This is a genomic window from Amycolatopsis sp. NPDC003865, from assembly GCF_053605345.1.
Genome location: NZ_JBSGJA010000046.1, coordinates 1 through 19,615, shown reverse-complemented (window position 1 = coordinate 19,615; position 19,615 = coordinate 1). Strand labels below are relative to the sequence as shown.

The 19,615-nt window shown below is 71.5% G+C and carries 23 protein-coding genes and 1 riboswitch; of the genes, 10 read left to right on the top strand and 13 right to left on the bottom strand.

Translation table 11 applies throughout. The features are described 5' to 3' along the window. Window positions 1-92: 92 nt before the first annotated feature. The 6 genes from ACWEVP_RS49850 to ACWEVP_RS49825 form a co-directional block, all read right to left on the bottom strand. Window positions 93-761, bottom strand: a complete 669-nt coding sequence (locus ACWEVP_RS49850) for a DUF4190 domain-containing protein (RefSeq protein ID WP_452069639.1) — start codon at window positions 759-761, stop codon at window positions 93-95. A gap of 250 nt (window positions 762-1,011) precedes the next feature. Beyond that, a complete protein-coding gene (locus ACWEVP_RS49845; RefSeq protein ID WP_452069638.1) occupies window positions 1,012-1,896 on the bottom strand; it encodes a hypothetical protein in 885 nt (294 codons plus the stop codon). Then, window positions 1,893-2,369, bottom strand: coding sequence for a DUF6932 family protein (locus ACWEVP_RS49840; protein WP_452069637.1), 477 nt, complete (start codon window positions 2,367-2,369; stop codon window positions 1,893-1,895). The genes ACWEVP_RS49845 and ACWEVP_RS49840 overlap by 4 nt, the downstream gene beginning before the upstream one ends. Before the next feature lie 55 nt (window positions 2,370-2,424). Continuing rightward, complete coding sequence (locus ACWEVP_RS49835; protein WP_452069636.1) at window positions 2,425-2,826, bottom strand: hypothetical protein; 402 nt, start codon at window positions 2,824-2,826, stop codon at window positions 2,425-2,427. 4 nt (window positions 2,827-2,830) lie between these two features. Beyond that, window positions 2,831-3,556 carry an OmpA family protein gene (locus tag ACWEVP_RS49830; RefSeq protein ID WP_452069635.1) on the bottom strand — a complete coding sequence of 242 codons (726 nt, stop codon included), beginning with the start codon at window positions 3,554-3,556 and terminating at the stop codon, window positions 2,831-2,833. Window positions 3,557-3,831: 275 nt separating this feature from the next. Beyond that, window positions 3,832-4,650, bottom strand: a complete 819-nt coding sequence (locus ACWEVP_RS49825; RefSeq protein WP_452069634.1) for an SGNH/GDSL hydrolase family protein — start codon at window positions 4,648-4,650, stop codon at window positions 3,832-3,834. Between the two features lie 254 nt (window positions 4,651-4,904). Between ACWEVP_RS49825 and ACWEVP_RS49820 the strand changes: the two genes are divergently transcribed. Further along, window positions 4,905-5,567 carry a DUF3159 domain-containing protein gene (locus ACWEVP_RS49820; protein ID WP_452069633.1) on the top strand — a complete coding sequence of 221 codons (663 nt, stop codon included), beginning with the start codon at window positions 4,905-4,907 and terminating at the stop codon, window positions 5,565-5,567. 109 nt (window positions 5,568-5,676) lie between these two features. Here the strand turns inward: ACWEVP_RS49820 and ACWEVP_RS49815 are convergent, their stop codons facing one another. Together ACWEVP_RS49815 and ACWEVP_RS49810 are read right to left on the bottom strand one after the other, a co-directional pair. Beyond that, window positions 5,677-6,633 carry an N-acetylglucosamine kinase gene (locus tag ACWEVP_RS49815; protein WP_452069632.1) on the bottom strand — a complete coding sequence of 319 codons (957 nt, stop codon included), beginning with the start codon at window positions 6,631-6,633 and terminating at the stop codon, window positions 5,677-5,679. Next, the gene (locus ACWEVP_RS49810) at window positions 6,630-7,676 is read right to left on the bottom strand and encodes an SIS domain-containing protein (RefSeq protein ID WP_452069631.1); all 1,047 of its coding nucleotides are present in this window, start codon (window positions 7,674-7,676) and stop codon (window positions 6,630-6,632) included. The genes ACWEVP_RS49815 and ACWEVP_RS49810 overlap by 4 nt, the downstream gene beginning before the upstream one ends. A 148-nt stretch (window positions 7,677-7,824) precedes the next feature. On the opposite strand from ACWEVP_RS49810, the gene ACWEVP_RS49805 reads away from it, so the two are divergent. Both ACWEVP_RS49805 and ACWEVP_RS49800 read left to right on the top strand, forming a co-directional pair. Next, window positions 7,825-8,580, top strand: a complete 756-nt coding sequence (locus ACWEVP_RS49805; RefSeq protein ID WP_086678867.1) for a GntR family transcriptional regulator — start codon at window positions 7,825-7,827, stop codon at window positions 8,578-8,580. After that, window positions 8,577-10,109, top strand: coding sequence for an MFS transporter (locus ACWEVP_RS49800; protein ID WP_452069630.1), 1,533 nt, complete (start codon window positions 8,577-8,579; stop codon window positions 10,107-10,109). Before ACWEVP_RS49805 ends, ACWEVP_RS49800 begins: the two co-directional genes overlap by 4 nt. 4 nt (window positions 10,110-10,113) lie before the next feature. Here the strand turns inward: ACWEVP_RS49800 and ACWEVP_RS49795 are convergent, their stop codons facing one another. Further along, entirely contained in the window at window positions 10,114-11,064 is a 951-nt protein-coding gene (locus tag ACWEVP_RS49795; RefSeq protein WP_452069629.1) for a threonine ammonia-lyase, read from the bottom strand. Window positions 11,065-11,211: 147 nt separating this feature from the next. Between ACWEVP_RS49795 and ACWEVP_RS49790 the strand changes: the two genes are divergently transcribed. Then, entirely contained in the window at window positions 11,212-11,955 is a 744-nt protein-coding gene (locus ACWEVP_RS49790) for a hypothetical protein (protein ID WP_452069628.1), read from the top strand. A gap of 4 nt (window positions 11,956-11,959) precedes the next feature. Here the strand turns inward: ACWEVP_RS49790 and thiE are convergent, their stop codons facing one another. Beyond that, the gene (thiE, locus tag ACWEVP_RS49785; RefSeq protein WP_452069627.1) at window positions 11,960-12,625 is read right to left on the bottom strand and encodes a thiamine phosphate synthase; all 666 of its coding nucleotides are present in this window, start codon (window positions 12,623-12,625) and stop codon (window positions 11,960-11,962) included. A 31-nt stretch (window positions 12,626-12,656) separates the two neighbouring features. Then, window positions 12,657-12,762, top strand: a riboswitch (TPP riboswitch). Here thiE and thiO point away from each other — a divergent pair. The 4 genes from thiO to ACWEVP_RS49765 all read left to right on the top strand — a co-directional run bounded on the left by thiO (window position 12,756) and on the right by ACWEVP_RS49765 (window position 15,315). After that, window positions 12,756-13,829, top strand: coding sequence for a glycine oxidase ThiO (thiO, locus tag ACWEVP_RS49780; protein ID WP_452069626.1), 1,074 nt, complete (start codon window positions 12,756-12,758; stop codon window positions 13,827-13,829). It overlaps the preceding riboswitch by 7 nt. Then, complete coding sequence (gene thiS, locus ACWEVP_RS49775) at window positions 13,829-14,029, top strand: sulfur carrier protein ThiS (protein WP_452069625.1); 201 nt, start codon at window positions 13,829-13,831, stop codon at window positions 14,027-14,029. Before thiO ends, thiS begins: the two co-directional genes overlap by 1 nt. A gap of 1 nt (window position 14,030) precedes the next feature. Then, complete coding sequence (gene thiG / locus ACWEVP_RS49770) at window positions 14,031-14,789, top strand: thiazole synthase (RefSeq protein WP_452069624.1); 759 nt, start codon at window positions 14,031-14,033, stop codon at window positions 14,787-14,789. A 97-nt stretch (window positions 14,790-14,886) separates the two neighbouring features. Next, window positions 14,887-15,315: a MarR family winged helix-turn-helix transcriptional regulator gene (locus tag ACWEVP_RS49765; protein ID WP_364452288.1), complete on the top strand. Its 429-nt coding sequence runs from the start codon at window positions 14,887-14,889 to the stop codon at window positions 15,313-15,315. On the opposite strand, the gene ACWEVP_RS49760 is transcribed toward ACWEVP_RS49765, so the two are convergent. Together ACWEVP_RS49760 and thiD are read right to left on the bottom strand one after the other, a co-directional pair. After that, window positions 15,312-16,115 carry an ion transporter gene (locus ACWEVP_RS49760; protein WP_452069623.1) on the bottom strand — a complete coding sequence of 268 codons (804 nt, stop codon included), beginning with the start codon at window positions 16,113-16,115 and terminating at the stop codon, window positions 15,312-15,314. The genes ACWEVP_RS49765 and ACWEVP_RS49760 overlap by 4 nt on opposite strands. Window positions 16,116-16,174: 59 nt before the next feature. Further along, window positions 16,175-17,002 carry a bifunctional hydroxymethylpyrimidine kinase/phosphomethylpyrimidine kinase gene (gene thiD / locus ACWEVP_RS49755; RefSeq protein ID WP_452069622.1) on the bottom strand — a complete coding sequence of 276 codons (828 nt, stop codon included), beginning with the start codon at window positions 17,000-17,002 and terminating at the stop codon, window positions 16,175-16,177. A gap of 103 nt (window positions 17,003-17,105) precedes the next feature. Between thiD and ACWEVP_RS49750 the strand changes: the two genes are divergently transcribed. Beyond that, entirely contained in the window at window positions 17,106-18,116 is a 1,011-nt protein-coding gene (locus ACWEVP_RS49750; RefSeq protein ID WP_452069621.1) for a phosphatidylinositol-specific phospholipase C domain-containing protein, read from the top strand. Here the strand turns inward: ACWEVP_RS49750 and ACWEVP_RS49745 are convergent. Next, complete coding sequence (locus ACWEVP_RS49745) at window positions 18,113-19,036, bottom strand: NADP-dependent oxidoreductase (protein WP_452069620.1); 924 nt, start codon at window positions 19,034-19,036, stop codon at window positions 18,113-18,115. The genes ACWEVP_RS49750 and ACWEVP_RS49745 overlap by 4 nt on opposite strands. A 92-nt stretch (window positions 19,037-19,128) precedes the next feature. On the opposite strand from ACWEVP_RS49745, the gene ACWEVP_RS49740 reads away from it, so the two are divergent. Beyond that, window positions 19,129-19,524, top strand: coding sequence for a winged helix-turn-helix transcriptional regulator (locus tag ACWEVP_RS49740; RefSeq protein WP_452069619.1), 396 nt, complete (start codon window positions 19,129-19,131; stop codon window positions 19,522-19,524). Window positions 19,525-19,615: the final 91 nt, after the last annotated feature.

The following is a 19,615-nucleotide window of genomic DNA, read 5'->3' as shown; positions in this document are numbered from 1 at the left end:
AAATCCCGCCCGGGGCCGGGAGCCGCCAGGAGCGGCTCGTGGCGGCCCGGCCGGCCGACGTGGGGGTAGGCCGGCCGGTCGCCAGGCTCGCCTCAGCCCACGTTCGCCGTGCAGAGCGCGATCGTCGTCCCGCTGTTTTCCGCGACCTTCTTGCCGTCGACGAGAATGGCGCAGCTGATTTCGTTGGTCATGTTCGAATTGCGGGTGTCGGCCGTGAGCGTCAACAGGTACGAACCATTGTTGTACGACGCCGCGCCTTCCCACGCGTCGGTGCTCGCCGGCGCGTTCTCGGTGCGCTGGTCCGACAGGCTGCCGTAGCGGACGGTCGCGCCGCCGGCGGAGGTGACCTGGAACGTCACGGTGTGCTTGTCCCCGCCCACCGCGGGCAGGTGCAGCCCGGACTCGCCGCCGCCGAGGAAGGTCGAGTACAGCAGCATCCCGGCGGTCGTCAGCAGCGCGGCGATCGTGGCCAGCAGCGCGGTGATCGCGAGCCCGCGGTCGCCGACCGTGCCCTTCTTGGCCTGGACCAGGCCGGTGATCGCCAGCACGAGCCCGATCCCGGCCAGCGGCCACGCGACGAACCCGACGTCCGGGACGAAGGTGACGACGAGGGCGGCCACGCCGAGCAGTAGGCCGACGATCGCCAGGATGTTCCGCCCGGGCTTCGCGTTGGCCTGACGACGCTCCGTGGCCGTCACCGGTGGCGCGGGCCGTCCGTGGCGCGCGGTGGTCGGCGGCGGGTACTGCGGGTCGGTCATCATGCGGGCCCCTTCGGGTGGGAGTGCGACGACGTTAACCCATAAGAGTGCCCGAGAACGAAATTGTTACATTCTGGAAAAAGTCATTGTCCCACCATTTCGCGCGAAGTACCGGTATTTCCTGACATCGCGCGCAGGGTGTGGCCAGGTGATCAATGGGGAGAATATCGGTGTTCCCACTGTTTTCGTGGCCGAACGGCCCACGACGACCGTCGGTACCGGTGTTCAAGACGAAAGTCGCAAGCAGGACTTTTCAGTCGAAAAGGCTCACTTCGGGCGTGATTTCGAGGAGCTCGAAAACGGGACGGCCGCGGCGGCCGTCGATCGTCGTCGTGCGCACGACGCGCAGCCGGGCGGTCACCGGGCGGTCGAGGTTCTCCTTGATCTGGTCGAGCAGGTCCGGCGCCACCGCGCCCTGGATCGTCCCGCCCGGCTCGCGGTCGAGGTAGAAGATCCGGCGCCGGGTGCGGACACCGTCGAGCCGCCCGCGCACCGTCTCGTACCCGACCGCCTCGCGCGACTCCCGCAGGCTGCCCTGCAGGATCCGCGCCTGCTCGGTGGTCATGCTGCGCGTGACCTGTTCGCCCGAGGTCGGCGTCAGCGCCATCCCGATGCCGGCGTTCTTCGCGACGGCGTTCACGATGTCGCTCACGGCGTTGCGGACGGTGTCGCGCTGCAGCAGCACGGCGTCGAGCGCGCCGTCGTCCGAGCCGTTGGCCGGCAGGAAGTCGCAGAGTTCCTTGACAGCGCGCTCGGACAGCGTCTCGATGCCGTCGACGATCAGCGCGTCGTCGGAGACGTCGAGCTCCGGGAAGCCGAAGAAGATCGCGTTGCCCGCCTGGCCGCGCTGGATCAGCGGCGCCTTGTCGCGGTCGGCCTGCTGGACCTGGGTGACCTCGCCGGAGGGGTTCCGGATGATGTGCCCGATCTTCGCCGTCGCGTCCTGCAGCGCGCGGCTGATGTCGGAGAAGGTGTAGGCGTCGATGGTCTGCTCGCCGATCACCGAGACGTGCAGCAGCGGCGACCGGGACGTCCGCTCGAACTTGGCGTTCGCGGCCATCGCCGACGCGCGCGCCAAGTCGTCGAGCCACGTGCCGCCCGGGATCTCGTCGGCGATGCGCCGGAACTCGTTCTTCACCAGACCATCTCCGGGTAGCCCCTGCCGCCGTCGGCCCAGACCTCGGCCCAGACGTCCTCGTCACCGGGGCGGCAGAGGAAGCCGTCCAGCATGCCCCCGACCGGCTGCACCTGGTCGAGGTACATCGCGGGCTGCCCGACGATCACGCCGCGCAGCGTGAGCAGGCCGTACAGCGCCGACCGGCCGGCGTCGTCGAGCCGCTTCAGCGCGCCCCACTCGTCCGGGATGAGGACGACGTCGAGGCCGCGCGGCGGGTGGGCGCTGCGCGTGATGAGCTCGCCGCCGATCCAGGCCCGCCCGGACGGCATGATCCGCCGCGCGACGCCGAGGTAGCTGTTGAGCGCGCTGAAGAGGATCTCGCGCTCGTTCTGGTACGGAGCGTCGAAGACCAGGCGTTCGTAGACGTCGGCGAGGTCGCAGGCGTGGCGGCCCGGCGGCAGGACCTGCTGCGACGTCCAATGGGGGAGCGCCACACACCCCTCCTCAGGCCTCGCTCACAGTGCGTAGCCGAACTTACCAGGATGGGTGTCAGCCACCGCGCCCAGGCTGGTGCGGCCACTGCGGGGTGGCGTCTTCGGACTCGGGCCAGGCCGGTTCTTCTTCGGTGGGCCAGTCTTCGGCCTGCGTCCCGCGCTGCGGCGGCAGCGGGAGGTGCCCCTCGCGGTGCCCGACGGGCTCGGGTTCGTCGTCCTCGTGGACGTCGTGGGGCCGTTCGGTGCCGGGCTGCATCCACGCTGCGGGGATGAACTGGGTCTGCTCGGCGGGCTCTTCGTAGTGCTCCTCGGCCGCGGGTTCGGGCTCGGGCTCGGAGCGGGGCTTGGGGCGCTGGGCGGTGCGCAGGACGAGCCACGAGGTCAGCGCGCCGAGGGCGAAGGCGACGATCAGCCACAGCCAGATCTGCCCGAACAGCCACACCATCTGCTCACTCACCCCTTCAAACGACTGTGATCTCGACTCGCCGGTCTTCTTCGCCGCCGCCTGCCGGGCGCGTGTCGCCCAGCCCGCGGTAGGTCACGCGCTTGGTCGTCAGCCCGTTGGTGGTGAGGATCCGCGTGACGGCCCTGGCGCGGTCCCGGGAGAGCTTGAGGGCGCCGCTCGCGCTGCCGGACCCGCGGGCGGCGTGGCCGGTGACGCGGTACCGGAAGGTGTCCGGCGACTTGGCGAGCGCGACGGCGACGGCGACGGCGGCCTGCTCGCCTTCGGGGGTGAGCCGGGCGCTGTCCGGTTCGAAGGTGATCGGCGCCTCGGCGAGCATCCGGTCGATCTCGGCCTGCACGCCGGCCTTGTCGGTGGGCGGCGGCGGAGCGGTGGCGCTGGTGGTGGGTGGTTCGGTGGTGGTCGGAGCCGGCGCGCTGGTGGGCGGCGGCGCGCTGGGGGCCACGTCGCCTTGGACTTGGGCGGCTCGCACGCCGTCGACGTTCTGGACGACTTCGAGGGCTTTCAGGGCCTGGTCGGGCGGGAACCCGCTGAGGATGGCGTCCCGGCCGTCGAAGGTGACGGAGCCTTTTTGGAGGCCGGCTTGGGCGAGGGCGGCTTGGGCGTCGGCGGCGAGGTCACGCTGGATTTTCCCGGCTTGCGCCCAGGTGACGACCCCCGCGAGCAGGGCGGTGACCAGCACCGCGAGCGGGACCACGAGGATCCAGCGACGACCACCGGACATAAGGGGACTGTAAGCCGGGTGGGACGGGTTGGCGAGCCGGGGAAGGGTGGTCTTCCACAAGTTGTCCCCAGGTAAGTCGACATGTGGACAACTCGGGTTGCGGTGATCGGTTGGGTACGGTGTGTCTGAGGTGGCCGATAGAATGGACCTGGGGACGCCCCCCTTGGGCGCGGCGGGGCTGCCTCTTGGGGCTCGGGGAGGGGCGCGCAAACGCCGGAATGCGTGAAGGCCGCCACCGGCACCCCGGCAGCGGCCTCCTCGAACGGAAGAACCCCTCAGCTGGCCTGCTGCCGAGCCTGGGCGTTGTCCGGGACCTCGAGCACGTCCAACGGCAGCAGCGGTGCCAGCTGAGGCCGCTTCGGCGACAACCCGTCCCCCATGGACTCGCCCCGCAGCTGCCGCCGGATCCACGGCAGCAGGTGCACCTTCGTCCACGTCAGATCCGACCGCCGGGAGTCGATCCACCGGTACGGCGCCGCCTCCGAAGGCCACGGCTCGCGCCAATCGCCCTCGATCGGGATGCCCAGGACCTCCGCCGACTTCAACGCGATGCGGCGGTGGGCCTCCGGGGAGAAGTGCAGCCGGTCGTCGCTCCACGCGCGGCGGTCGTGCAGCGGACCCATCGTCCACAGGTCCACCATGCGCGCTCCGTGGCGTTCCGCGATCGCCCACAGGTGCGTGTTGTAGATCGCCACCTTGCCGCGCAGCACCGACATCACCGACAGGACCTTCGTGTCCGGGCCGTTGAACAGCAGCACCGGGATGCCCGCCGCGCGCAGCTTCGCCACGCCCTCCTCCAGGCGGGCCGCCACCGCGTCCACGTCCGCCCCCGGGACGATGATGTCGTTGCCGCCCGCGCACAGCGTGACCAGGTCGGGCTTCAGCTCCAGCGCGATCGGGAGCTGCTCGTCCATGATCTCGTCGAGCATCTTGCCCCGCAGGGACAGGTTCGCGTACCGGAAGTCGGGCCGCCCACCCGCCAGGATCTCCGCGAGCCGGTCGGCCCAGCCGCGGAACGAGCCGTCCGGGAGCTCGTCGTTCAGCCCTTCGGTGAAGCTGTCCCCGATCGCCACATAGCTGTCGAATCCGTACACGTTGGGTCCCCTTCCCGTCCTGCAACCGACACCCCGACATGTAGTTGTACACCACAACTAACCATCGGGACCCCTGCCCGCGTTCAGCCTGTGGTAACAGTGTCTTATCTTGTCGGTCTTCTCCGCCTCTCTATTACGTAGTCTTCACCTTCCGCATGCCGTGAGACAGCACACTCGAAGGCCATTACCACATCCGGTGTGGCGAAAATCTCCCTGCTTGGAGCCTCCGCGACGCGATCCGGCACGCTGGAGGAGTGTCCGCAGAACCCCGTGAGTCGCTCGCGCAGATCCTCGGCGGCCGCCGCGGCGCGCTCGACGCCAGCATCCCGCCCGTCGGTTTCGTCGCCGGCTGGCTCGCGGCCGGGCAGTCCATCGCCTGGGGCGCCGGCGCCGCCATCGTGGTCGCCGTCGCGCTCGGTGCCTACCGGGTGGCCCGCGGCGGGAAGGTCCGCGCGCTGGTCGTCAGCCTGGCCGCCGTCATCGCGGCCGCGCTGATCGCCCTGCACACCGGCCGCGCCCAGGACTTCTTCCTGCTGCAGCTGATGTCCAATGTGGCCAGCGCGCTGCTCTGGGCGGCCAGCATCGTGGTCCGCTGGCCGCTGCTCGGCGTCGTCGTGGGCCTGCTGCTCGGCCAGAAGACGCGCTGGCGCCGCGACCCCGTGCTGCTGAAGGCGTACTCGCGCGCCAGCTGGGTGTGGGTGTTCGGCCAGTACACGCTGCGCGTGGTCGTCTACGGCCTGCTGTGGTGGTCCGGCCAGGTGATCGCGCTCGGCGTGGCCCGCACGGTGCTGTCGTGGCCGCTGGTCGCGCTGACCGTCGCGGTGAGCGGCTGGGTGCTCTACCGGGCGCTGCCGCCGGAGCACCCGGGGCTGCGCTTGGCCCCCGAAACCGGCTCGGACGACGTACCCCGGACATAAGGCGGCCCCCGGCGAGGGGGGAGGGTCCGGGGGCCACTGCCTACGTTACCCGGAAAACCCGGGTTCAGTCGACGTTTTGACGTGTTCCTGGCAAGGGATTTTGCCCGGTCTAGGGAAATACTGGTCTAACCACCCCTTCGCCGAAGGCGTCCACGGCGGCGAGCCAGGCCGCCCCGAGCACCCCGTCGGAGCTGGTCAGCACCTCGAGCCCGGACAGACCGCGGCGGACGAGGTCGCCGATCGGGCTTTGTCCGGTGAGCACCGAACCCACGAGCACGACCGGCGTCGACTCGCCGGGCTCGCGCGCGGCGAGGGCGTTGGCGACCAGGAGTTCGGCCGCACGGGTGACGATCCCGCGCGCGGCGGGCTCGCCCGCGTCGTGCGCCGCGCTGACCAACGGGGCGAACCGGGCGAGCCGGACCGGTGCCTCGGCGTTGGCCGCGGTGATCAACGCGCGCGACGCCGCGAGCCGGTCGGTGTCCGTCCGGACGTCCAAACCGGACGGTCCGAGCGCGGCGGCGAGCACCGCCGAAGGCAGCCCGTCGAGGGGCAGCCCGCGCCCGAGAGCCTCCAAAGTGGATCGGACGGCTTCGCGGCCGAGCCAGAACGCCGACCCTTCGTCGCCGAGCAGCCAGCCGTAGCCGCCCGCGGTGCCCGCCAGCCGCCGCTTGCGGATCCGGCCCGCGATGGAACCGGTGCCGGCGACGAGCACGGTGCCGTCCGGCGCCGACGTCGCGGACGCGTACGCCACTTCGGCATCGGCGCAGACCCGCACGTTCGTCAGCCCGATCCGCGCCCAGGCGGCGTCGAACACCGCCGCCACGCGCACGTCGCTGAGCTTGCTGACGCCCGCCATGCCGACGACGCAGGCGCGCACGTCGCCGGGGTCGCGGGAACCGAGGGCCGCGGTGATCGCGTCGGCGATCCGGCCCGCGGCGACCTCGGGCGCGTGCGAGTTGGGGTTGGCGCCGTCGCCGCGCCCGGTGCCCAGCACCGCGCCCGCGGCGTCGACCAGTGCGGCCCTGGTCGACGTTCCGCCGGCGTCGACGCCGATCGCGAAGCTCACCTCGTCTTGGTCACCTTCAGCAGGCCGCGCGGGCTGTCCGGGTCGCCGCCGCGGGCGAGCGACAGGCCGAGGGCGATCCGCTGGATGGGCAGGATCTCCAGGATCGGCGCGAGCTCTTCGACCGTCGGCGCGACGTCGATGCGCAGCGCCGCCGGCACCTCGGCCGCGGCCGAGCCGACCGCGAGCACGTCCGCGCCGCGCTTGCCGACCGCCTCGAGCACCTCGTGCATGGCCTGCCCGCCCTGGCCCCTGCTGGTCACCGCGAGGACGGCGGTCTCGCCGTCGACCGCCGCGACCGGGCCGTGCAGCAGGTCCGCGCCGCTGTACGCGCGGGCGGCGAGGTAGCTGGTCTCGGCCAGCTTGAGCGAGCCTTCGAGCGCGGTGGCGTAGGAGTAGCCGCGGCCGGTGGTGAGGACCCGGTCCACGAAGCGGTACCGGTCGACCGCGCGCTGGACGCCCTCGGCGGCGCCGTCCAGGGTCTGGCTCGCCAGCTCGCCGATCTTCTCGGCGTCCGCCGCCTTGCCGCCGCGGACGGCGTCGATCAGCAGGTAGAGCGCCATCAGCGTCGCCGAGTACGTCTTGGTCGCGGCGACGGCCTTCTCGACGCCGGCGCCGATGTCGACGCCGAGTTCGGAGGCCGCGCGCAGCGGCGAGTCCGGGGTGTTGGTGACGGACACGGTCAGCGCGCCCTGGCGCCGCGCCGATTCGGTGACCTCGATCAGGTCGGGCGAACCACCGCTCTGGCTCACCGTGACGAACAGCACGTCCCGCAGATCGGGCCGCGCGCCGTAGAGCGTCGCCGTGGACGGGGAGACAAGACCAGCCGGAAGGCCGAGCAGTACCTCGATCAGGTACTTCGCATACAACGCTGCGTGGTCGCTCGATCCACGCGCGGCGAGCAAAGCGAAGCGCGGAGGCCGCTGTGAGATCTTTTCCGCCACTTCGGCGATTTCCGCCTGACGCTCCACCAGTCCCGCCAGTACCTCCGGCTGCTGGGCGATCTCCGCGGCCATGTGCTCGCCGGGCCGTTGTTCGGTCATCATTTTCCTCTCCACCTCCGGCATTATGTACCGGACTCAGGCGGCGTCGGTCAGGTCTAGACCAATGTTAGTGGGGCGGCGCGTTTGGGGAAAAGGGTACGTTTCTTACGGGGACGTGGCGTGCGATGAGGGAAGACATAGGGAGTCGGGCATGTTGGAGACCACCACCACGGGCGAGGCGAGCGCCGTCGCCGGGATGCGCGGGCAGCGCGAGCCCAAGTACTGGGCGCTGAAACAGCACCTCCTCGACCTCCTGGACGTGCTGCCGCCCGGGTCGCCGATCCCGACCGAACGCGCGCTCGCCGGGGAGTTCACGGTCTCCCGCACCACCGTGCGCCAGGCGCTGGCCGACCTCACCGCCGAAGGCCGCCTGCACCGCGTGCAGGGCAAAGGCACCTTCGCGGCCGAGCCGAAGCTCGCGCAGCGGCTGCAGTTGTCGTCCTACACCGAGGACATGCGCCGGCAGGGCCTGAAGCCGTCGTCGAAGCTGCTCGAACTCGAGGAGCTCCCGGCCGAGGGCGACCTCGCGAAACTGCTCGGAATCCGTACTGGTGCGAAAATTCTTCGCCTTCGACGGCTTCGACTGGCGGACTCGCAGCCGATGGCGCTGGAAACCTCGCACCTGCCCGCCGGCCGATTCCGGGGGCTGCGCAAGCACGTCTCGGCGGGCGGTTCGTTGTACGCCGTTCTACGCGAGCACTACGGCGTCGAACTCGAACGCGCGGAGGAGTCGATCGAGACGTCGCTCGCCGGCCCCGAAGAGGCGGAGATGCTCGGCGCCGACGTCGGCATGCCGGTGCTGCGGCTGACCCGGCACTCGTTCGCCACGGACGGCAAGCCGGTCGAGTACGCCCGCTCGGTCTACCGCGGCGACCGCTACAAGTTCGTCACTACGCTGATGCCGTGACCGCAACGGAGGACACCGGGATCCGGTGGGGGACGCACGCCGCGCGCGGCGTGCTCGCCACCACGATCCTCGGCTCGGGCATGGCGATGCTCGACGGCACCATCGTCAACGTCGCCCTGCCCCGCATCGGCGCCGAGCTGAACGCGTCCGTCGCCGGGCTGCAGTGGATCCTCGACGGTTACCTGCTGGCGCTTGCCGCGCTCATCCTGGTCGCCGGCTCGCTCGGCGACCGGTACGGCCGGCGCCGGATGTACCTGATCGGGGTCGTCTGGTTCGGCGTCGCGTCCGGGCTGTGCGCCGCCGCCGTGTCCACCGAGATGCTGGTCGCGATGCGGATCCTGCAGGGCGTCGGCGGCGCGCTGCTGACGCCGGGGTCGCTCGCGATCCTCCAGTCCTCCTTCGCGCACGACGCGCGCGCCCGCGCGATCGGCGCCTGGTCCGGCCTCGGCGGCATCGCCGCGGCCGCCGGACCGCTGCTCGGCGGGTTCCTCGTCCAGGTCTGGTCGTGGCGCCTGGCGTTCCTGATCAACGTCCCGATCGCCATCGCCGTCGTGCTGATGGCCCGGAAGTTCGTCCCGGAGTCGCGTGACCCGGACGCGACCGGGCACCCGGACTTCGGCGCCGCGGCGCTGGGCGCGATCGGCCTCGCCGGGGTCACCGGCGCGCTGGTGGAAGCACCCGGCCGCGGCATCGGCGACCCGATCGTGCTGGTCGCGGGCGTGCTGGGGATCGCGGGACTGACGGCGTTCGTCGTCGTCCAGCACCGCTCGCGCGAGCCGCTGGTGCCGCCGTCGCTGTTCGGCGACCGCACGTTCACCCTGGCCAACGCGCTGACCTTCGCGATGTACGCGGCGCTCGGCGGCGTGATGATGCTGCTGGTCATGCAGCTGCAGGTGTCGCTGCACTACTCGCCGACCGCGGCCGGGCTGGCCGGGCTGCCGCTCACGGTGATCATGCTGCTGCTGTCGGGCCGGTCGGGCGCGCTGGCCCAGCGGATCGGACCCCGCGCGCAGCTGGTGGCCGGCCCGATCGTCGTCGGCGCCGGGATGCTGCTGATGCTGCGCATCGCGCCCGGCGCGTCCTACCTCGGCGCGGTGCTGCCCGCGGTGGTCGTGTTCGGGCTCGGCCTGGCGACCGTGGTGGCCCCGGTGACCGCGACGGTGCTCGCGGCGGCCCCGGACCGCTACGCCGGCGTCGCGTCCGGCGTCAACAACGCGATCGCGCGGTCGGGCGGGCTCTTGGCGGTGGCGGTGCTGCCGGCGGCGGCCGGCCTGACGGGCGAGGCGTACGCGGACCCGGTGGCGCTCACGGCGGGCTGGCGGATGGCGCTGGTCATCTGCGCCGCGCTGGCGATCGTGGGCGGGCTGATCGCGCTGGGCATCCACAACGGCGTGCTCGAACCGCCGTCCGCGCCGGAGCCCGGGAAGCCCGACGACGAGTGCCCGCACCTGGGCGAGTGCTACCACTGCGGCGTCGAGGGCCCGCCGACGCACGTCCGCGGCGGCGGGACCCCGGTCGCCGGCTCCTAGCTCGTCAACCCGCGAGGATCTCGGCGAACAGCGCCGGGTCGGCGTTGCCGCCCGAGACGATCGCGACCGTCTTGCCCGCCGGCAGCCCCGCCTCGTGGAACAGGTACGCCGCCGCCGTCACCGCGCCGCTGGGCTCGGCCACCAGCCGGGCCTTGCGGGCGAGGACGCGCACGGCCTCGCGGATCTCGTCCTCGGTGACCGTGACCATGTCGTCGACGACCGCGCGCAGGTGCGCGAACGTCAGCTCGGACGGCTGTGAGCGCAGGCCGTCGGCGATCGTGCGGGCGCGGTCGGCCTGTGGCCACCGGACCAGCTCGCCCCGCCGGAGGCTGTCGGCGGCGTCCGCGGCCAGCGCCGGCTCGACCCCGATGACCTTCGCGTGCGGTGCCCGGGCCTTGATCGCGGTGCCGACGCCGGCGGCCAGCCCGCCGCCGCTGACCGGCACCAGCACGACCTCGGCTTCGGGGAGGTCTTCGGCGATCTCGAGCCCCGCCGTGCCCTGCCCGGCGATGATGGCCGCGTCGTCGAAGGGCGGGATGAGGGTCAGCCCGCGTTCGGCGGCCAGTTCGCGCGCTTTGCCCTCGTGCTCGCCGATCGGCACCTCGATCACCTCGGCGCCGTAGGAGCGGGTGGCTTCGACCTTGATCCGTGGCGTCACGTCCGGCACGACGACCAACGCGGGCACGCCGTACCGCTGCGCGGCGTACGCGACCGCTTGCGCGTGGTTGCCGCTGGAATAAGCGATGACGCCGCGGGTACGCCGTTCGTCGTCGAGGGTGGCGATCGCGTTGAACGCGCCGCGCACCTTGAACGCGCCGACCGGTTGGAGGTTTTCGGGTTTGAGCCACAGGGTTCCGCGGGGATCCCACGTCTGGAGCAGCAGGGGCGTGCGCACGGCGACATCCTGGACGCGCTTCGCCGCGGCCTCGATGTCAGAGATCGTCACCAGTTCCATGTGCCGAGTATGTCAAGAAAGTGCCCGGTGTGGAGTGTCTATTGTGGACGGTCGGAGTGGTGCTCCTCACGCTCCGGCAACGTGGGGAGTTCCTCGCGCGCCTTACACGTTGGAAACGGGGAGAAGACTTTCTAGCGGATCGGGATCATGAGCAAGGAGAACGCAGCGGCTTCCGAGTTGGACACGAAGAAGGAAGAAAAGTCCGGCCTGCGGATCGCGCAGGTGCTGGCGGCGGCGCTCGCGGCGGTGACCGCGGCGCTGCTGGGATCGACGCTCGGCGTGGCCGGCACGGTGGTCGGCGCCGGCGTGGCGAGCGTGGTGTCGACGGTCGGCAGCGAGCTGTACCTGCGCTCGCTGCAACGCACCCGCGAGGCGGCGCTCAAGGCGCGGCAGCTGGCGACGTCGGGGATCCGCCGGCGCGGGGTACCCGACCTGCCGGCGGCGGCCGAGGTGCCGATCACCGACCAGCCGACGGTCCAGCTGGCCAAGCCGGAGGAGGAGCCCTCGCGGCTGCGCAAACTGCGCTGGCCGTTGATCATCGGCACGAGCGTGGCGGCGTTCGCGGTGGCGATCCTGGCGATCGTCGGCTTCGAGTCGGCGACGGGCACCCAGATCGGCGGCGGCACGGGCACGAGCATCGGCAAGATCTTCGGCAACGGCGGCGGCCGCACGGACCCGGCGCCGTCGACCACGCCCGCGCCCTCGACGGACACCCAGGTGTCCCCGACGGAGACGACCACGACGCCGTCGGACACGTCCACGGCCCCGACGACCTCGTCGGAGACGCCGACGACCACGCCGAGCACGACGACCCAGCAGCCGTCGACCTCGGCCCCGGCGACGACGACCGCGCCCACCAGCAAGGGCGCGGTCACCACCCCGACGCCGTGAACGCTCAGGGGAGGCGGGCGCGCAGCTCCCGAGCGGCAGCTTCGGGGTCTTCGGCTTCGGTGATCGCCCGGACCACCACGATCCGGGACGCTCCCGCGTCGAGGACCTCCGGGAGCCGGTCGCCGTCGATGCCGCCGATGGCGAACCACGGCCGGTCCGGGGTCCAGGCCGCGGTCTCGCGCACCAGGTCCAGGCCGGGCGCGGAGCGGCCCGGCTTGGTCGGCGTCGGCCAGCAGGGGCCCGTGCAGAAGTAGTCCACGCCGGGCTCCGCGGCCGCCGCGAGGGCCTGGTCGAGCGAGTGCGTCGACCGGCCGATGACGACCTCGTCCCCGAGGATGCGGCGGGCCAGCGGCACCGGGATGTCGTCCTGGCCCAGGTGCAGCACGTCCGCGCCCACCGCCAAAGCGACGTCGGCCCGGTCGTTCACCGACAGCAACGCTCCGTGCCGCGCGCAGGCCTCGGCCAGCACCTCCAGCGCCGCGATCTCCTGGGCGGCCTCCAGCGGCGCACCCCCGGTCTTGTCGCGCAGCTGGATGATGTCGACGCCGCCGGCCAGCGCCGCGTCGGCGAAGGACGCCAAATCGCCGCGCGAAGTTCGGGCGTCCGTGCAGAGGTACAGGCGCGCCGCGTCGAGGCGGGCGCGGATCTTGTCACCGGAAAGGGCGGGCATAGCGGCGACCGTACCTCGCGAGCTAGGGTGGACTCGTCCGCACGGGAGCCCGAGGGACGGGCTGAGAGGGAGCTGCCGCTCCGACCGTGGAACCTGATCCGGGTCATGCCGGCGCAGGGAGCGTGATCCCATGACGAACCTGGCAGTGGTGGGCGGCGGCGTGATCGGCCTGGCCACGGCGTGGCGCGCGGCCGCGAACGGCCACGAGGTCACCCTCTACGACCCCGAACCCGTCCGCGGCGGCGCCTCCTGGCTGGCCGGCGGCATGCTCGCCCCGGTCACCGAAGCCTGGCCCGGCGAGGAAGACGTGCTCATCCTCGGCGAAGAATCGCTGAGGCGGTGGCCCGGCTTCGCGAGCGACCTGGCCCGCGAAGGCCTGGACCCCGGCCTGGCCGAACACGGCACGCTCGTCGTCGCCTTCGACAGCGCCGACGCCGGCTACCTGGACATCCTCGCCGGCCACCTGCACGGGACCGGCCGCGCGGCGGACCGGCTCACCGGCCGGGAGGCCAAGCGTCTCGAGCCCGGCGTCGGATCTGTCCGAAGTGGACTCCACGTGCCCGGCGACCTGGCCGTGGACAACCGGAAACTCCTCCAAGCGCTCTACGCGGCGGCGCGGGAGCGGGACGTGCGGTTCGTGCGCGAACGCGTGGAACGGATCCCGGACGCCGAAGCCGTCGTGCTCGCCGCCGGCGCCTGGACCGGGCGGCTGCACCCGCAGCTGGCCGGGGCCGTCCGCCCGCTCAAGGGCGAGATCCTCCGGCTCAGGCCCCGCCGCGGCTGCCTGCCGCCGCCGACGCGAACCGTCCGCGCCGTCGTCGAAGGCAAGCCGATCTACCTCGTCCCGCGCGGCGACCAGGAGCTCGTTCTCGGCGCGACGCAGTACGAAGCGGGCTTCGACCAGGCCGTCACCGCGCGCGGCGTGCGCGAGCTGATCGAGGGTGCCGAACGCGTCTTCCCCGCGATCACGGAGTACGAGCTGGCCGAGACCGCCGCGGGCCTGCGGGCCGGCAGCCGGGACGTCCTGCCCTACATCGGTGTCCTGGACGACGGTGTCTTCGCCGCCACCGGGCACCACCGCAACGGCCTGCTGATGGCCCCCGTGACCGCGGACGCCGTGGTCGCCTGGCTCGAGGGTGAGAAGCCGCCCGAAGGCGTCGAAGCGGCTTCACCCGCCCGCCTGCACCAGAAGGAGCACGTGTGATGGAGATCAAGCTCAACGGGAAGTGGACGGAGTTCCCGGACGGCGCCACGGTCGCCGACGTCCTCGACGCGTCGGGCGGGCAGCGGCCCGGCATCGCCGTCGCGGTCGACGGCGTCGTCGTCCGGCGGGGCGACTGGCCGACCACCGCCGTGCCCAAGGGGGCGGTCCTCGACGTGCTCACCGCGGTCCAGGGAGGCTGAAATGGACGCAGAACCGCTGGTCATCGGCACCGCCAAGCTGTCGTCGCGGCTGATCATCGGCACCGGCGGCGCGGCCAACCTGGCCGTGCTCGAACGGGCGCTGGTCGCGTCCGGCACCGAGCTGACCACCGTCGCGATGCGCCGCGCCGACGCCGAAGGCGGCTCCGGCGTCCTCGAACTGCTGAAGCGGCTCGGCATCGAGCTGCTGCCCAACACCGCGGGCTGCCGCACGGCCGCCGAGGCCGTGCTGACCGCGCAGCTCGCCCGGGAGGCGCTGGAAACCGATCTGGTCAAGCTCGAGGTGCACGCCGACGACCGGACGCTGCTGCCGGACCCGGTCGAGACCCTCGACGCCGCCGAACGGCTGGCCGCCGACGGGTTCACGGTGTTCGCCTACACGAACGACGACCCGGTGCTCGCGCTGCGGCTGGAGGAGGCGGGCTGCGCCGCGGTGATGCCGCTGGGCGCGCCGATCGGCACCGGTCTCGGCATCCGGAATCCGCACAACATCGAGCTGATCGTTTCGCGGGCGGGCGTGCCGGTGATCCTGGACGCCGGAATCGGCACGGCGTCGGACGCGACGCTGGCGATGGAGCTCGGTTGCGACGCCGTCCTGCTGTCCACCGCCGTCACCCGGGCGGCGGATCCGGAGCGGATGGCCGCCGCCATGCGCTCGGCCGTCGTCGCCGGTCACCTGGCCCGCGGGGCGGGCCGGGTGCCGCAGCGCTTCTGGGCGAAGGCGTCGAGTCCACCCCGGTGAACCGGGGAGGCTTCACGCCGAACGCGCACAGCGAGCCCGTAAGGTGGACGGCACTTTCCGGCGCACCGGCGGCGGGGCAGGGCAGAAGGAGCCAGCCGTGACGAGCACATCGGTCCAGGACGTCTCGGGCAGGTTGTACCTGGCCGTCGGCAGGCTGTCCCGGTCGCTGCGGCAGGCCGGCGTGCCCGGCCCCGGCCACGGCGCCATCTCGGCGCTGGCGACGCTGGTGATCTCCGGGCAGCTGCGCTTGGGTGACCTCGCCGCGAAGGAGGGGGTTGCCGCCGCGACGATGTCGCGGATCATCGCGTCCCTGGTCGAGGCGGGGTACGTCAGCCGCGAGTCCGACCCGGTCGACCGCCGGGCATGGCTGGCGAAGGCGACCGAAGAGGGCGAGCGGCTGGTGTCGGGCGTCCGGTCGACGCGGGTGCAGGAGCTGAACCGGCGGCTCGACCGGTTGACGCCCGAGCACCGCGAAGCGCTCACGGCGGCGCTCCCGGCGCTCGAGGCCCTGATCGCGGACGACTAGACGGCGGTCCGGCGCAGCTCGGCCAGCTCCGCACGCACCGCGCGGAGCTCTTCGAGGATCTCCCGGTTCGCGGCGGCCTGGGCTTCGGCCTGCTTCTCCTCTTCCTCGCGGATGTCCTGGCGCAGTTCGTCCTCCATGCCGCTGACCACCACGGCGATGAAGAGGTTCAGCACGGCGAAGCTCGACACCAGGATGTAGACCACGAAGAAGATCCAGGCCATCGGCGCCTGGACCATGATCTCCTTCGCGATGTCCGGCCACGCCTCGCCGGTCATCACCTGGAACAGCGTGAACAGCGAAGTGCCGAGGTCGCCGAAGTTCTCCGGGGAGATGCCGCCGAACAGCTTGGTCGCCATCACGCCGGCGACGAAGATGATCAACGCGAGCAGCGCGGCGATCGACGCCATCCCGGGGATCGCCGCGAGCAGCCCGGAGACGACCTTGCGCATCGACGGCACGACCGAGATCAGCCGCAGGACGCGCAGCACGCGCAGCGACCGCAGGACGGCGAACGGGCCGGTCGCCGGGATCACCGCGATGCCGACGACCAGCAGGTCGAAGACGTTCCAGTTGTCGCGGAAGAAGGCGCCGCGGTAGGCGTAGAACTTCGCCAGCAGCTCCGCGACGAAGATGCCGAGCGCGACGTGGTCGAGGGCGTGCAGGAGGCCGCCGTAGCCCGCCATGATCGACGTCGACGTCTCCATGCCGAGCGTGACCGCGTTGAACACGATCACGGCGATGATGAAGTTCTGGAAGCGGCGGTCTTCGAGGACCTTCGCCACCCGCTCGCGTCCGGTCAAGGCCGCCCCCTGCTTGGTTCAAGGAAAAGTAAACGCAGGGATGGTAGCCGGGCGGGTGCTCAGCGCTCCTCGGGTGCCAGCCGCCAGAAGGCCGAGACCGGGCCGACCTTGGCGCCCATCGGGTAGGCGTGCTCGACCGCGTGCGAGACGAACCACTTGCCGTACCTGGCGGCCTCGACCACGGACATCCCCTTGGCCAATCCCGCCGTCAACGCCGACGCCATCGTGTCGCCCGCGCCGTGCGTGTGCGGCGTCGCGTACCGCTTGCCCGGCAGCTCCACGAACGTCGAGCCGTCGAACAGCAGGTCCACGCACTCCGGGTCGGCCTGCAGGTGGCCGCTCTTGACCAGGACGTACCGCGGGCCCATCCGGTGCAGGACCACCGCCGCCGCGTGCATGCCTTCGCGGTCCTTCACGGTCATGCCGGTGAGCAGGCGGACCTCGTCGAGGTTCGGCGTCAGGACCGTCGCGCGCGGGAGCAGCTCGTCGCGCAGGGCGTGCAGGCCGGCCTCGTCGAACAGCGGGTGGCCGTGCATCGACGCCGCGACCGGGTCGACGACGAACGGGATCTTTTCGTCGCGCCCGATCTCGGCGCGGTCGCACGCGGCCGCGACGGCGTGGATGATCTCGGCCGAAGCCAGCATGCCCGTCTTGGCCGCGCCGACGCCCATGTCCGCCGCGACCGCCTCGATCTGCCCGGCCACGATGTGCGGCGGCAGGTCGGCGCGGTCGTGCACGCCGAGGGTGTTCTGGACGGTGACGGCGGTGACCGCGACCAGGCCGTGCACCCCACAGGTCAGGAAGGTGCGCAGGTCCGCCTGCAGCCCGGCGGCCCCGCCGGAGTCCGACCCGGCGATGGTCAACGCCGAAGGAGGGCTCGTGGTCATTTCCCACCCGACTTCTGGTCTAGGCCAATCGGCCTCTTTTGCTTCATCAACAGTCAACCACGGTGAGACATTGTGAACATTACTCACGTTCGAAGGAGCCTGGATGAAGCTCTTCTCGGTGGCGGTCCTCGCGGCGGCGCTCGTGCTCTCCGGAGCGACGGCCGCGAACGCGGACAGCCCGAAGCTCTCCCACGTCACCACGGTCGGCGTGCACAACACCTACGACCCGGCGGCCTACGACTACCTCGCGCGCGCCCTCGACGCCGGTTCGTCGTTGATCGAGCTGGACGTCTGGCCGGACTTCTTCACCCACGAGTGGAAGGTCAGCCACTCGAACCCGTTGGGGAACAGCAACAACTGCGTCGCGGCCACCTCGGCGTCCCAGCTGTACAGCGGGGGCAAGAACAAGAACCTCGAGTACTGCCTCGACGACATCCGGATCTGGCTCGCCGCCCACCCGGGGCACACGCCGATCACGCTCAAGCTCGAAATGAAGACGGGCTTCTCGGACAACACCGGCATGGGCCCGGACGAGCTGGACGCCACCTTCCGCGCGCACCTCGGCAGCGTCGCGTTCCGCCCGGCCGAGCTGCTCGGGAGCTACGCCACGCTCGACGACGCGTCCAAAGCGGACAACTGGCCGTCGGTGGACGCGTTGCGGGGCCGGGTGATCACCGAGATCATCCCGGGCACGGTCGAGGAGGGGAACCCGACCGACACGCTGCACACCGACGTCGAGTACGCGCGGTACCTCGTCGGGCTCAAGAACGCGGGCAAGCTCGGTGACGCGAACATCTTCCCGACCGTGCACGGCGCGGCCGGCGGTGACCCGCGGGACAAGTACACCGCCGACCTCAAGCCGTGGTTCGTCGTGTTCGACGGCGACGCGAACGCGTGGGTCACGCAGACCGGGCCGTGGTGGTACGACGCCAACCACTACTACCTGGTGATGACCGACGGGCAGAACGTCGCGCCGGCCATCGACGCCCACAACCCGACGGTCGACCAGGCCAACCAGCGCGTCGCCGACCTGGCGAAGCAGCACGCGTCGGTCATCACCTCGGACTGGACCGGGCTCACGACGGTGCTGCCCCAGGTGCTCGCGCGGGGTTAGACCGTCAGCACGAGCTTGCCGGACACCCGGCCGGATTCCCCGAGCTCGTGCGCCTTGGCGGCCTCTTCCAGCGGGAAGGTCTGCTCGACGCGGACCTTCAGCTGACCGGCCTCGATCAGCTCGACGAGGCCGGTCAGCCCGCCGCGGTCCGGCTCGACGAGGATCCGGCTCGTCCGGACCTCCCGTTCCGCGGCCGCCTTTTCGACGCGGTCCGCGACACCGCTGGGGACGCCGATCAGCAGGCCACCCTCCTTGATGCCCGGCAGCCAGCGCAGGTCGTTGTCCTCGCCGACGAGTCCGAAGTAGACGTCCACATCGGACGTGCTCGCTGCCGGGTCGTGGTAGTCGATCGGTTCGTCGACGCCGAGTTCGCGGAGCAGGTCGTGCTTGCCCGCGCTGGCCGTGCCGATGACGTGCGCGCCGCGCGCCTTGGCGATCTGCACGGCGAGGTGGCCGACCCCGCCCGCGGCCGCGTCGATGAAGACCCGCTGTCCCTCTTGGACGTTCGCGACGTCGACGAGTCCCTGCCAGGCGGTCAGTCCGGCGAGGGGCAGCGCGGCGGCCTCGGCGAACGACAGTCCGGCCGGCTTGCGCACGAAGTGCCGCGAGGGTGCGGTGACGTACTCCGCGTAGGCGTTGGCCGGACGCGGGAACCATGGCATGCCGAGAACTTCGTCGCCTGTACGGACGCCGGTCGCACCGAAGCCGATCTGCTCGACGACGCCGGCGACGTCCCACCCGACGGTGAACGGCGGCTCGCCGAGGAACCCGCCGCCCGCGCGCACCTTCCAGTCGACGGGGTTGACGCCGGCGGCGTGCACCCGCACCAGGACCTCCGTCGGCCCGGGTTCCGGCCGCGGTGCCTCGGTGACGCGGAGCACCTCCGGTCCGCCGAGTGCCTGCTGGGTCACGATGCGCATTGCTTTGCTCCTTCGGTATCGGGGTCGCCGCCTATACTCGGATCGTTCGTCACTTTTCGCTAGAAGGCACTTGTCCGTAAAGTAGGTACCTGATGGAAACCACCTGTGACCAGGACGGACCCTGGGACGTCTATCTCCGGAACTGCCCGTGCCGGGACGTGCTGGACCTGCTGGCCAACAAGTGGACGGCGCTGGTCCTGGGCGCGCTGGCCCGCGGCCCGCACCGCTTCGGCGAGCTGCGCCGCGCGGTCGACGGCATCAGCCAGAAGATGCTCACGCAGAACCTGCGCCAGCTGGAGCGCGATGGTTTCGTCACGAGGACCGTGTACCCCACGACGCCGCCGACAGTCGAATACGCGCTGACGGAAATGGGCGCCGAGGTGGGGGCGCACTTGATCGCGCTGAGTGCGTGGTCGCAGGCCAACTTCTCGCGGATCAGGTCGGCGCGTGAAGAGTACGACGGGCGGGAGCTGCAGCCGGTCCGCTAGTGCGTGTCTGACAAACGTTTGGGCTGATGGCTGGGATGCTGCTGGTCGTGTCGCGGTTTCAGTTGCTCTCGGATGCTCAGTGGGCGTTGAT